Origin of the sequence: Providencia rustigianii (assembly GCF_900637755.1) — a bacterium.
Classification (GTDB): domain Bacteria; phylum Pseudomonadota; class Gammaproteobacteria; order Enterobacterales; family Enterobacteriaceae; genus Providencia; species Providencia rustigianii.
Genome location: NZ_LR134396.1, coordinates 3408833 through 3422279, shown reverse-complemented (window position 1 = coordinate 3422279; position 13447 = coordinate 3408833). Strand labels below are relative to the sequence as shown.

At 42.5% G+C, this 13447-nt stretch carries 11 protein-coding genes; 3 read left to right on the top strand and 8 right to left on the bottom strand.

Annotated elements, in window-relative coordinates:
* Nucleotide 1 precedes the first annotated feature (1 nt).
* From EL244_RS15780 to EL244_RS15770, 3 genes are read left to right on the top strand one after another with little or no spacing between them, the layout of a single operon-like run.
* Nucleotides 2–964 carry an ABC transporter permease gene (locus EL244_RS15780; RefSeq protein ID WP_126462191.1) on the top strand — a complete coding sequence of 321 codons (963 nt, stop codon included), beginning with the start codon at nucleotides 2–4 and terminating at the stop codon, nucleotides 962–964.
* Entirely contained in the window at nucleotides 951–1934 is a 984-nt protein-coding gene (locus tag EL244_RS15775) for an iron chelate uptake ABC transporter family permease subunit (protein ID WP_006814403.1), read from the top strand. Before EL244_RS15780 ends, EL244_RS15775 begins: the two co-directional genes overlap by 14 nt.
* A 1-nt stretch (nucleotide 1935) precedes the next feature.
* Nucleotides 1936–2691 (top strand): iron ABC transporter ATP-binding protein, encoded by a 756-nt coding sequence (locus tag EL244_RS15770; RefSeq protein WP_006814402.1) that lies wholly within the window; start codon nucleotides 1936–1938, stop codon nucleotides 2689–2691.
* Nucleotides 2692–2715: 24 nt separating this feature from the next.
* Here EL244_RS15770 and EL244_RS15765 read toward each other — a convergent pair whose 3' ends face one another.
* The 8 genes from EL244_RS15765 to EL244_RS15730 all read right to left on the bottom strand — a co-directional run bounded on the left by EL244_RS15765 (nucleotide 2716) and on the right by EL244_RS15730 (nucleotide 13335).
* Nucleotides 2716–4182: a hypothetical protein gene (locus tag EL244_RS15765; RefSeq protein WP_126462188.1), complete on the bottom strand. Its 1467-nt coding sequence runs from the start codon at nucleotides 4180–4182 to the stop codon at nucleotides 2716–2718.
* 239 nt (nucleotides 4183–4421) lie between these two features.
* Complete coding sequence (locus tag EL244_RS15760) at nucleotides 4422–4922, bottom strand: RidA family protein (protein ID WP_126462185.1); 501 nt, start codon at nucleotides 4920–4922, stop codon at nucleotides 4422–4424.
* A gap of 89 nt (nucleotides 4923–5011) precedes the next feature.
* Nucleotides 5012–6430: an NAD(P)/FAD-dependent oxidoreductase gene (locus EL244_RS15755; protein WP_006814399.1), complete on the bottom strand. Its 1419-nt coding sequence runs from the start codon at nucleotides 6428–6430 to the stop codon at nucleotides 5012–5014.
* 998 nt (nucleotides 6431–7428) lie between these two features.
* Nucleotides 7429–8898 (bottom strand): FGGY-family carbohydrate kinase, encoded by a 1470-nt coding sequence (locus tag EL244_RS15750; protein ID WP_126462182.1) that lies wholly within the window; start codon nucleotides 8896–8898, stop codon nucleotides 7429–7431.
* Nucleotides 8899–8908: 10 nt separating this feature from the next.
* A complete protein-coding gene (locus tag EL244_RS15745; protein ID WP_126462179.1) occupies nucleotides 8909–9781 on the bottom strand; it encodes an L-ribulose-5-phosphate 3-epimerase in 873 nt (290 codons plus the stop codon).
* A gap of 18 nt (nucleotides 9782–9799) precedes the next feature.
* Nucleotides 9800–10834 (bottom strand): ABC transporter permease, encoded by a 1035-nt coding sequence (locus EL244_RS15740; RefSeq protein ID WP_006814395.1) that lies wholly within the window; start codon nucleotides 10832–10834, stop codon nucleotides 9800–9802.
* 13 nt (nucleotides 10835–10847) lie between these two features.
* The gene (locus EL244_RS15735; RefSeq protein WP_006814394.1) at nucleotides 10848–11837 is read right to left on the bottom strand and encodes an ABC transporter permease; all 990 of its coding nucleotides are present in this window, start codon (nucleotides 11835–11837) and stop codon (nucleotides 10848–10850) included.
* On the bottom strand, nucleotides 11830–13335 hold the full coding sequence (locus tag EL244_RS15730) for a sugar ABC transporter ATP-binding protein (RefSeq protein WP_006814393.1): 1506 nt from the start codon (nucleotides 13333–13335) through the stop codon (nucleotides 11830–11832). The genes EL244_RS15735 and EL244_RS15730 overlap by 8 nt, the downstream gene beginning before the upstream one ends.
* Nucleotides 13336–13447: the final 112 nt, after the last annotated feature.

Below are 13447 nucleotides of genomic sequence, written 5' to 3'. Positions count from 1 at the left end.
AATGAAAACGCTTTATCTCTTTTTAGGCATCATCGCGTTATTGATTTTGGCGGTAATAAGCTTGTTTATTGGAGCGGGTGACGTGTCACCCGTTTCGCTTTTCACTGACCCCGAGATGCAAGATATCTTTTTTATCAGCCGAATTCCTCGTACTGCCGCTCTGATCCTTGCGGGTAGCGCCATGAGTGTCGCTGGGCTGATCATGCAATTACTTACCCAAAACCGCTTTGTTGAACCGTCATTGGCGGGAACCACTCAATCGGCAAGTCTCGGTTTATTGTTCGTGATGATAGTGTATCCAAGTGCTAGCATCATGACCAAAATGGTGGTGGCGAGTGGATTTGCGTTATTAGGTACCATGTTATTTATGGTGCTCCTACGCCGCATTATTTTAAAATCGGCCCTGATTGTTCCACTGGTTGGGATTATGTTAGGCGCGGTGATTAGCGCATTAACTATCTTCACGGCTTATTATTTTGATTTACTCCAATCCCTCGGGGCTTGGATGAGCGGTGATTTCTCCAGTATTCTTCAAGGTCGCTATGAACTGCTGTGGCTGGTGGGCTTACTCACATTAGCTGCCTGCTTGATTGCTGATAGCTTCACCGTGGCGGGAATGGGACGTGAATTCTCGATTAACGTGGGCTTGAATTACCAAAAAGTCATGACAATAGGTTTGAGCATTATTGCTCTGATTAGTGGTGTTGTGGTCGTGGTGGTTGGTGCATTACCATTCCTTGGGCTCATTGTCCCGAACCTTGTGAGTTTAGTGATGGGGGATAATATTCGTAAAACTATCCCGTGGATCTGCATTGCTGGCGGTGGCTTGGTACTGTTATGCGACATTATTGGTCGCGTGATCCGTTACCCATTTGAAATTCCTGCGAGTGTGATTCTAGGTGTTGTGGGTGCCGTTATTTTCCTTTATCTCTTGTTAAAGCATCAGCGTTATGGAAAAAGTTAATTCAATCAGTCTGCCCGTTAAGAGGACAATAACGCCAATACAGCGCATTGGTATTTTGGCTGCGCTGTCAGTGTTGTCTGTGATCTTGTATATGACCATTAATCTTGGCAGCAACCTAGCCTATATCTTGCCGCACCGTGGCTATATCGTGCTGACGATGATTATTGTCGCTTTCGGTTCTGGGGTCTCGACGGTTTTATTTCAGACCATTGCGAACAACAAGATTCTGACTCCTTCTATCATGGGGTTAGAAGCACTGTTTGTTCTGCTGCAAACTATCTTTATTTTTTATACCGATAGCTTTCCTGCATCATGGTTGCTGAATATCGGCAAGTTCTTGCTGGAATCATCACTGTTAGTTGTCTTCTCCGTGCTGCTATATCGTTGGCTGTTTGTCTCCGTCAAAATGAACATCAATTTGGTGTTGATGGTCGGGATTATCCTCGGCACATTATTTCGAAGTGTCGCTACGTTATTGCAGCGCTTGATGGATCCCAATGAGTTCTCGATTTTACAAAGCCGTATGTTTGCCACCTTTACTAAAGGTACGCCAGAGCTCATCCTATTTACGCTGGTCATTACGGTTATCGTCGGAATACTACTATGGCGGATGCGTTACTGCTTCGATGTGTTAGCCCTTGGGCAAGCGAACGCGGTGAATTTAGGGATTAACTATCGTCAGCAAGTTACAGTGATCCTATTACTGATTTCTATCTTAGTGGCAATTTCTACCGCCCTCGTGGGTCCTTTAACTTTCCTAGGGTTAATGGTCGCAAACCTTGCTTATTTTATTGCGGGAAGTAGCCAGCATCGTTACGTTTTGCCAGTTTCCTTCTTATTAGGCGTTATTGCCTTAGTTGGCGGACAATTGCTCCTAGAATATGGACTCAATAAAGCAGGAACCCTGTCTGTTGTACTTGAATTTGTTGGCGGAATATTCTTTATTTATATGGTGTTAAGAAGGTTTTAGTATGATTGAAATTCATCAGATATCGAAAAGTTATCAGGATACTAAGGTCTTAGATAACATCACCACCAGTATTAAAAATAGCGGTGTGACTTCAATCATCGGCCCTAATGGGGCAGGTAAATCGACGTTATTATCGATTATTGGTCGCTTGTTAATGGCAGATCATGGCTATGTGAAGGTCAATGATTTGGATGTTTCAACGACACCCAGTGACCAGCTCGCGACGTGTTTATCTGTTTTACGCCAAGAGAATCAATTTGCTAGCCGTTTAACGGTAGAAGAATTGGTTGGTTTTGGGCGTTATCCGTATACCAAGGGACGTTTAACTCTTGATGATAAAAAGAAAATTGATGAGTCTCTGGATTTTTTAAATTTATCAGAGTTTCGTCATCGCTATCTTGATGAGTTATCTGGTGGGCAGCGTCAGCGTGCGTATGTGGCCATGGTTTTGTGCCAAGATACAGAATATGTACTGCTTGATGAGCCACTAAATAACTTGGATATGAAGCATGCAGTGATCATGATGAAATTACTGCGTCGTGCAGCAGATGAGCTAGGCAAAACGATTATTCTTGTGATCCACGATATTAACTTTGCTTCGGTATATTCAGATTATATTGTGGCGCTCAGAAATGGTCGTCTATCTTATCATGGTGCACCAGAAGAGATTATGAAGGCAGAAATTCTTGAGGATATCTTTGATACGCCTTTAGAAGTGAAAGAGCTAGACGGGCGACATATCGCTCTGTATTACTAGCTCAAATAACTCCCCAGTAATGGATTATTGGGGAGGGATCGTAATATCTTCATTGGTATTGAGTACTTCAAGAGGTTGTAGAATTTCAAGGCGCTTAATGCCATCCGCATTGACCACCAAACGTGCCAGTTCATTGTAAGTTTTCTTATTCATGGTCACTCGACGGCACAGATAAATGTGGTAAACCTTCTCGCCAATAATCACAGGCTCATCATCATTGACCATCAGCTCTTCATAGCTAATATCGATATACTTCAAAAAATCTGCAATATTGAAGCGGGTAATATCCACGATTGATGATTGTGTCTGCTCAAAAGCGGCCGAATGGTTATGTAGCGTGACATCTTTACGGTAATAAAGAATATCTTCAACGCGCTGCACATTGATTAAATTGACCCAGTGCGATTTTTGGCGCATTTCTCGAATATCGGGAGAAAGGGTATTTTCTTTCAAAAAGCGAAATGATTCTTTACAGACCCCAACTGGGTTTTTGACGCCTTCCCGATAAATACGCAGTTGGCGATCGGGGATCCAACGCTGAAATAGCCGATACAGCTGCTCTCGTCCGATCTCTTTTAGGCGATCTTTGAAGATATAGCCGACAACCATTGCCAAAAATAAATTAGCGCTTAATGCGCCATATTTTCCTTGCCACATAAAAGCAATAAAAGTGGCGAAAACCATCGAAATTGCCGCCGCAATACCATAAATAGAATGTAAAAGTAGGGGAAGCCCGCGCTTATGGCGGATCTCTAAATAGAGATAGCGATTAATATATTTCTTCAGCAAATTGCGGCGATAAGTCACCATTTCCGCATCATTTTCATCATGGGGAAAGCTATCGGGTGACAGCTTTTTCAAATAACGCATTTCTTGGTACCAATGATGGCGAATTTCATCCCTCAAAGGCAGCTGCTTCTCTTTGAGTAAATCTTGCAGGTATAGCATGGTGTAGTGAGACATAAATTCGTCACAATAAGCAAATGCATTGGACTGAATCTCGCTCTCGACTGGGGCGGTATAGGTCACTAATTCACGGTAGCGAGTGAGACATTTTTCGATATCGTTCAATAGAGCCTGCAAATATTCCTCAGTTTGACGTTGTGGATTTTGAATCACCATCTTGACCGTTAAGCGCACGGTGCGTTTATAGGTGAGAGCGTAACGTTTTAAGCGGTTTTCATACTCATCTAAGCTTGGCGGTAATTGTGGGTCTATCTGTTTTAACCACCAGCTTAAATCATCTAAGATGCCATTTTCTGCTGGAATAGAAGAGAGCTTAACGGTTGGAGCTCGGAGGCGAATATAGTTCTTTAGGCTACGCTGAAAATTAGACGCAGTGTAAAGATCTGGATTCACTTGCAATGAGGATGGCAAAAAGAAAAAGGTTTCAACCTGATAGCGGATCTCTTTAGATTTACGTGGAAAAAAAACTTTTTGTTTGATTTCAAACTGTTTTCTTCCGTGGATCTTCAGGGATTCTTTAATCATATTTTGCCTATAGAGTATTTAATTTACCGACGATTTTATGATGCTTTTTTATAAAGTAAGCGTTTATAAATTAAGATTGTCGGTACGGAAGATTCAATCTGACGATTGATAAAAGAAGAATAACAGCAATAGGGATGGGAACCAAAGGGAAGAAAAACAAAAACGGTCGCTAGATTTTACTTCCAAGCCAAAGCGGAAATAAATAGTCGACCGTTTTAGGAACAGTTAGCGGTTAAAAATTACTTTTTAGCTGAGCGAACTGCTGTCACTTCGATTTCAACTCTCCAAGCTGGGTTAGCCAGTTTAGCGACTTGGAAAGTAGAACGAGCTGGTAGGTTAGTTACTTTCTCAGATTCATAGAACTTACTGTAACCAGCCATGAAGCCAGCGAAGTCCATAGTACCTTTAGTCTCATCACCACCAACTAAGAATACTTGCATTTTAACAACGTCATTCATAGTCAGACCCATTTCACCCAGAGTCGCTTGAATTTGTTTCAGAACGTTGATGGTTTGCGCTTCGGTATTACCGTAAGACTCTAAAACGCCTTCTGGAGCATCTTTAGAGATTTTAGATGGCACTTTTCCGCTCAGGAAAATAATGCTGTTGTTAGCGCCGATTTCTACTGATTCAGCGATAGGGAAACCTTTAACAGGAACACGTTTCACATCGTCAGCTGCGTTTGCCGTTGCTACACCCAGAACTAAAGGTAAGGAAAGCAGTAAACTTTTATAGCGCATAATAAACTCCATATATTATATAGTTAAGTAAGAACCTATTAAGACTTTATTGTATTTAATAGGTTCCATTTAATTGTGTTTCGTTTTAATTAACTAAAACGAGACAGCTTGTATGGCGTCGGATCGATAAATGTTTTTTCGTCCATTAACAACTCAGCAGTTAATCGACCAGCCGCCGGGCTTTCAGTCATACCCCAACCTGTCGCGGTATTGATAACCAGACCTGGGTATTGTTCGACTTTAGAAATAATAGGAATCTCGTCATCAGTTGGTGACACAGTGCCGCCCCAACGTTCAACAACTTTTGATTCTTTAAATACTGGGAATTCTTTTCTCAGACGCTCAAGAACGCCATCTAAGTGCTCATTGTTTGGCGTATTGGTCGCTGTACGGAACTCTTCGAATGGTGTTTTCTCGTTTAACTTCCAAGATGTTGCCATTGTGAATGAGTTGAACAGGTCTTTACCAAGAGAGAATTCTAATGGTAATTCACCGCCACCTAATACATGCAGGAATCTTGGGCCTAACAAGAAGCTGTCTTTCACGATTGAACTGGTGAAAATACGTGGAGCAACGGCATAAGTTCCATCTGCTTGTTCACGGAAGTGGATACCGTTTGGCAGGTGAACGTTACCTTTCGGTGCGCCAGGAACGCCAGTAATACGTTGTTGAGACAGGTAAACGTTCAGTGTAGGAACGTCAACACCTAAGTTGCCCATAAACAGACGTGACCAGATACCACCCGTTAGAACGACGTTAGAAGTTTTGATTGAACCTTTTTCAGTCACGACGTCGGAAATTTTTCCGCCCGCAGTTTCTAAACCTCGGACCGCACAGTTTAAATAGATTGGAATACCAATCGATTTAGCATAGTTAGCCATTGCTGGGGTAACTGTTTCTGGGTCAAGGCTACCAGAGTCTTCTTCAAAACCACCAATTTTCCACGGAGTTTGTGCATCAACCAGACGATTAGCCAGTTCTTGGCCTTCAATCATACGGGTTCTCAGTGGAGTGTCGAAACCTGGGTTTTCAGATGCGCTTTTGATCCACGCTCTTGAAACTTCTAAATCTTCTTCGCTTGAAGGAACTTCAACACGGCCCTGAACGCGGTAGCTAGTATCAGCACCGATTTTTTCGTTCATACCAAGCCATTGAATTTTTCCATAGTGGTGTAATGGGAAAATTGCTGGAGATGTTTTGTAGCTGATGATTTGGCTATATGCACGACCAGACTGCTCGCCGCCCACAACACCTTTTTCACAGATAATGACGTTTAAACCGCGTTCTTTCAAATTAATCGCAGTCATAATCCCTTGTAGTCCGGCACCAATAACGACTGCATCAGCAGACGCAGGTAATGCACCTTCGGTACCTGCTACAGCAGGTACGCGAGACTTAGTAGATTCAAAACTTCCTTCTCTGCGGATCATTGGGACAACAGCAGCTCCCCCAGCTAATACGCCAACAGCACCAACCCCTAATAATAGCTTTCTTCTCGAGATTTTCATCTATAACCTCAATAACAATCTTGTTTTTTATATAGTAAATAATTTCAAATTGAGATAATGATCTTATCATATATTTTGAAATTGTTAAGCTGCGGTAGCACTTGTTAATAAATTTGAGTGAAATGTTTTCTTCGATAACGTGATCTGGTCAGTGCTGTTGGGGGTTTGTCACTATTTTGGTTATTTGAAATAAATTCAAAATGAGTGATTTTAATTGTTAATGTCATTAAAAGTGTACAGGTGTAAATAGATTAATTTAGGATAAGTTAATTGTTCGAGTAATAGCGTTGATCTGAAGATGAATAATTAATCTCAGAAGAATATTCTAAATTTTAATTAAGTCATGCTGGATGCTTTTAGTAATTAACTGAAATTTTTTAGCTATTTTATAAACAAAAAGACCAGAAATTAACCATGGCATTTAATTTAATTAAAACAATTGAAACTGTAGGGGTTTAAATTAATCACTTATTTTTTTATGTGATAATATTTTTCATTATATTAATAAATACATTGAGTTATGAATGGTTTTCTTTCACGATAACACGATGGATTAATTATGTAGTCAATAAATACAAATTCTAATTTAAATAACAATATGTAATAGGTACTCTCAGTGAGGGTATTTGATGGCTAATTCGCCAAGAATGATGAAATAAAATTAATATCAAATAAAAAATTGCGTTCCTTATGCCAAATAATCGGCTATTTACGCTTTTAATTAAGTAGAATTAGCTAATTAATTATCCAGTTAGTATTTTTGCAAAAAAAATATTTAAATATAATAAAGTGATGAATATCACAAATTACTTAATTTTTTGGATTTTATAAATAGGAGAGTTGGTTAATAAAATGTGAAAATAGTAAGGATTCAACTTAATAGAAAAAGTTAATTACATTCAGCTTCATTATTTGAGGTGAATTTGAGCTTTGATTGAGATGAAAAACCCTGTCCTTTTTTCATAAGGGATAGAACAGGATTTTATTAAGAAAGGTGATTAACTCAATGCATCCGCAACGGCTTTAAAACGGGCAAATTTATCTCTGAGTTGCTGGTGAGCAATTTCATTGGGTTGGTATTCGGTAATTTTCGGCGTGCTAGAGGCAATCGCAGTGTCGAATCCAGAATAGTATCCCGTACCGACAGCAGCACACAATGCAGCCGCTTGGCAGCCAGATTGTTTCACATCCACCACTTCAACTGGCAAATTACTGGCATCACAAAACATTTGCATCCACAGCGCTGACTGGGTTGGCCCTCCCGTAAATCGGATGGCTTCAGTTAGGTTATCGATACCCACAATTCGGTCTTGATGTAATAAATGAGAAAATACGATGCCTTGGTAAATCGCGTAAGCGATATCTGCCTCAGTATGGTGAGAACTCAACCCCAGCAATCCACCGTGTAAGTTGCTGTGATAATTAGAGCCATATAGCCATGGGAAAAACAGAATATCATTTTTCCGTGTAGCTCCCTCTGCAACGCATTCATTTAAGACTTTGTAATCCTGTAAGCGCTGATTGAAAAAGTGCCGGGTAAACCAGGCTAAATTACTGGCGGAAGTGGGACTGCCTTCATGAACAAAATAGGTTCCCGGAATGCAGTATTTTCCCCAGACATAAGGGTAATCAGCAGGCATGATTTTATCAAAGACACGCGTGGATATTGTCCAGGTTCCTGCGACTGCACTAAGCTTATCTTGCTGACTAACGCCAGATGCCAATGCGGCGCCTACAACATCGAAAAATCCGCCAAATACAGGGGTTCCTTCGACTAAGCCGCATGCTTTGGCTGCTTGGTGGGTGACACAGCCAGCTAACTCCGCAGAATTAATGACAGGAGCGAGTTTTTCACTCACTTCATCAATACCAAACAGTTGGCACAGTTTTGGATCATAGTTTGAGGTTGTGGGGTTATATAACTGACTTCCTGAAATATTGGTTTCTTCACAGGTAATTTGGTCAGTAAGTCGGTAGCGAATATAGTCGTGAACCATCAAAACATAGCGCCCATCGCGGTAGTTATCTGGCTCATGTTGCTTTAGCCAGCGTAATAAGGAAACCGGATGAGATGCCCAAAGTTGCTGTAAACTTAACGGATAAGCGTGCTTTGCCGTACCATTTTGATGCCATTCATCGACAATATTTTGAGCACGGGAATCGGAAGAAACAATTCCATTGCGTACAGGTTTTCCATTTTTATCCAGCAAATACAAACCTTTGCCATGAGATGAAAAGCTAACGCCAGTAATTTTGGTCGGGTTTAGTCGGCTATTATGAATAGCGTCACGAATGACGCCACAGGTTGCCTGCCATAACATATCCATATTACGCTCACTGAAACCTGCTTGAGGGCTTTCAGTAGGAAAAGGACATTCAGCGACCACAAGCTCTTGACCTTCAGGGCTGTAAATTCCCGCTTTAATGACGGTTCCACCCAGATCAACACCCATAAAAAATGTGTTCATCTTTTGCTCCTTATGCGTTATTCCAGCCTGCTTGTCGCATCTTATCTTCAATCCAATGGCGTGCATTGATAATTTCTACGAGGGGCTCATCGGCTTTTTCGGTCCACATTTCAATTAAGAACGTACCGCGATAATTTAACCGTTTAAGAAGTTTGAATAACTCGACAAAATCTACACATCCTTCCCCGAATGGGACATCACGGAACTGACCTTTACAGGTTTCAGTCACGGCGTAAGTGTCTTTGAGGTGTATAGCGACAATGTTTTCGATGCCTTTGGTCAGCTCGTTTTCAACATCATTGCCCCATGCAGTTAAATTGCCGACATCGGGATACACTTGGAACCACGGAGAGCGAATTTTATCGGCGAGAGCTTGCCATTTAGTGATCGAATTCATAAATGGCGTATCCATGATTTCAACCGCGCACATCACTTGGGATGCAGCAGCAATCTCAGAAATCCATTTCATGCCCTCTTCAAAGCGGGCGATAGTTTGAGCATCTTGTTCTTCATAATAGACGTCATAGCCCGCCAACTGAATAGTTCTAATCCCTAAATCTTGTGCCAATTTAATGGCTTTGAGCATTAATTCACGAGCCATTTGACGGGTCTGTTCATCATGGCTGCCAAACGGAAAACGGCGGTGCCCTGATAAACACATTGTAGGAATACGCACGCCAGTTTTCTGAATAGCGGCAACGATTTCGAGGCGTTGTTCCATCGTCCAATCTAAGCGAGCGAGACGTTCATCAGTTTCATCCACAGACATCTCAACAAAATCAAATCCAGCAGCTTTCGCAATGGCTAATTTTTCTAGCCAGCTACTTTGTTTAGGCAGGGCTTTTTCGTAGATACCGATTGGGTTCTTGCGTGAAGTATTCATCTTTATTTCCCCTGTTAATTAATTTTGTGCGGAAGCTTTATTGAGACGCTGATTGCGGTTCATCGCACGTTTAGCGCTCCATTTCTCTTTGAAGAATTTAAAGGCTAGGGCAAGGATTAATGTGATACCCCAAACCGCCAGATTGAAGTGCAGACTAACGCCCAGCAGACTTAAGCCAGTAGCAATCACTTGCAGTACCAGAAGCGCGCAGAACACGCGGCTCACTTTACCGACACCACCGAATGGGTTGGTGCCGCCGAGCACAATCGCCAGAATAGTGAGCAGTAAATAAGAATCGCCGTAGCCCATACGTGCTGAGTTAAAGCGCGCCATCATGATTAATCCTGCTAAGACACACAGCAAACTTGAAATGGTATAGATGGCTATCATCACGCGGTCGGTACGCACACCACTAAACCAAGTGGCGTTAATGTTGCTGCCACTCATATAGATATTTTTACCTAGACGTGTGCGGCCTAAAAACAGGGCTAACAAAATGGCGGTGACAATGAAAATAATCATGGCAATTGGCATGCCCAAGAATGTATCGGAACCAATCGCTCTAACGACAGGCGGCATTCCACTGAGAGCAGCCCCTTTGGTGAGATAAACACCGATACCGCTGATGATAGTCATGGTGCCTAATGTTACTAAGATCGGGTGAGCCCCAATATGGGAGATCATTAACCCTGTTAAGCAACCAATAATCACCGCAATGACGGTAGCGCCAATCAGAGCAAAGCCTAGCCACATCAACTGTGTAGCCGTACTGGCGTCCACGGGTAAATAGTTGATGAAGACCCAAGCCATAAATAGCCCAGTCAGGTTTGCCGTACTAATAATGGCAAGGTTTAATCCACCGCTAAGCATAGGAACAAACATAGCAAAGGTTAATAAGCCAAGTTCTGGTAGCTGGAAGGTAATACTCAAAAAGGTATTTTGAGTAAAAAAATGCCCCGGCATGGCGATACTGAATGCGGCAATCGCGGCGAAAAAGATTGAAAGCAGTCCGATAACAGAGCCATCAATTTTAAAAAAATCTTGTTTTTTCATGGTGATATTCCTGTTAAACAAAACCTACGTCCGTCTCTTTGCGTTTTTTGTAGTGAGTGATACAAATTGCAATGAGGATAACCATACCGATAACGATATTGACGAAGTAGTTCGAGACACCGATGAGGTTCAGACCATTTTTCAAAATACCGATCAGGAAAACCCCCATTAATGTGCCGATGACACTACCGCGACCGCCCGATAAGCTGGCGCCACCAAGGACGGCAGCGGCTAAAACATCTAGCTCACCCCCAACTAAGGCACTGGGAACAACTTCACTCATTCGATAGGTTTGTAACATTCCGCCGATCGCCGCCATGGCACCGAGGTAACCATAAGCGAACAGGTAAATGACAGAGACACGAATACCAATTCGGGATGCCGATTCTTGGCTACCGCCGACCGCATACAGTTGGCGTCCAATATGGGTTTTATTCATCAGAACCCACGTTAGAAAAGCGATACCCAGCATAACGATAAGTGGTAAGCCAATTTGATAGTATTCGCCATCGACTTCAAAAGGCAGGATGGTGACTGGATCGACCCACCAGTCAGGGAGATCGTAGATACTGTGGCCATTAGTCAGCCACATCAACATACCGAATAGCAAAGATTGCATGCTGATGGTGATAATGATCGACACCACATTGAGGGAGTAAATCAAAATCGCATTAATCAAACCAAAGGCAATACCAATGATAATGGCGAGCATAATGCTGAGCGTGGGGCTTTCGAGAAGACCTTGTAGCAAAAAGGTGGCGATAACGTATTGCACAACGGAGGCAACCGCAGCGAACGAGATATCAATCCCGCCAGTGACCAGCACCACGAATAACCCCAGAGCAAAAATTCCTGTCACGGCATAGCTTTCACTGAGATCGAGCAAATTTTGGATGGTTAAGAATTGCGGGCTCATCAAGGTGAAAAATGCCACCATAATGAGGATCACCCAAGTCAGCCAGCCTTCAACAGACTGTGGACGTAGTTTTTGCCAATTAGCCATTGATGATTTCCTCCAATTGTTGCTCCGTCATGGAATCTGTCACAATTTCTTTGACGATAGATCCTTGCTTCATATGTAAAATTCGATCGCAGTTGTAAAAAGCTTCGGAGGCTTCATCGGTGATCAGCAGGATTGAGATCCCGACACCAGACAGTCGATGGATCAGCTTATAAATACTGTCCTTTGCGCCGATATCTACCCCCACGGTTGGGGCATCGAGGATCAGCACTTTGGGGCGAGTCAGGATCCATTTAGCCAGCACCACTTTTTGCTGATTACCGCCGGATAAGGTGGATAGCGGATTATTGGGGTCGGTGACTTTAATGTCTAAATCGGCGATCCACTCCTGCACAATTTGTTGGCATTTTTGCTCATCAATTAAATGCAGAGGGGTTTTTAAACGATCTAAAATCGACAGCACCATGTTATCAGCGATAGATTGTTGCAAAATTGCGCCGAGAGTCAGGCGATCTTCTGACACGTAGCCAATGCCGTGTTTGATGGCTTGGGCATTGTTTTTGAATATGATTGGTTTATCTTCAACAATCATTTCGCCGCTATCTGGGCGAGTGATACCAAACAATGATAGCGCGAGTTCAGTTCGCCCTGAGCCGAGCAATCCGCACAAACCGAGCACTTCACCACGTTTTAGGGACAAAGAAATATTCTGATATTGTCCTGCACGGCTTAGATTTTTTAGCTCTAATACGGTATGGGTTTCTTCTGCGTTATTCGGTACTTTACGTTCATGAACAATATCTAAGCCCGTCATCAGTTCAGTAATTTTTCGGGTTGTTAGCCCTTCAGCGGGCCATGTTCCAATTTTTTGCCCATCGCGGATCACGGTAATACGATCTGAAATTTCTTTGACTTCTTCCAGTCGATGGCTGACGAAAACGACGGTAATACCTTTGTCTTTTAAGTAATTCACTGTCGAGAGTAATTGGTTTACTTCGGTGCGAGTCAGGGATGCAGTTGGTTCATCCATAATGACAAGGCGTGCATCGGCAACCAGAGCGCGGCAGATAGCCACTTGTTGGCGTTGAGCGATAGGTAGGAACTGAACAGGGGTATCTGGGTCGATAGTGAAAGATAACTCATCAAGGATCTGTAACGCTTTTTCCCGCAGTTTTCCACGATTGAACCAACCAAAATAGCCGTTTAAATTGAGTTCAAAGGCAATATTTTCGGCAACGGTTAGGTTAGGAAATAGCGATAAATCTTGGTAGATAACTTGCACCCCAAGATCACGGGCTTTATCCGGGGTTAGCCGAGAATAGCGTTTTCCATCGATTTCAATTTCGCTACCTTCATCAGGCGCATAAACACCACTGATGGTTTTGATTAAGGTACTTTTTCCGCAGCCATTGGTGCCAGCCAAACAGTGAACTTCACCTTTGTTCAGAGTTAAATCGATATTGCGTAATGCACGATGGCCGCCAAAGCTTTTGGAAAGATCCCGAAGTGTAATAAGTGGGGTTGATTTTTCGGCTGTCATAGTGGAGTCCTGGTGTTGACTTTTTCATCATGAATTGAGCTGCCGCATTATTATTTTTACTTGCTAACCCCTAGTTACGCACAAGGTACGCTTCTAGGGATTGGCATATTGA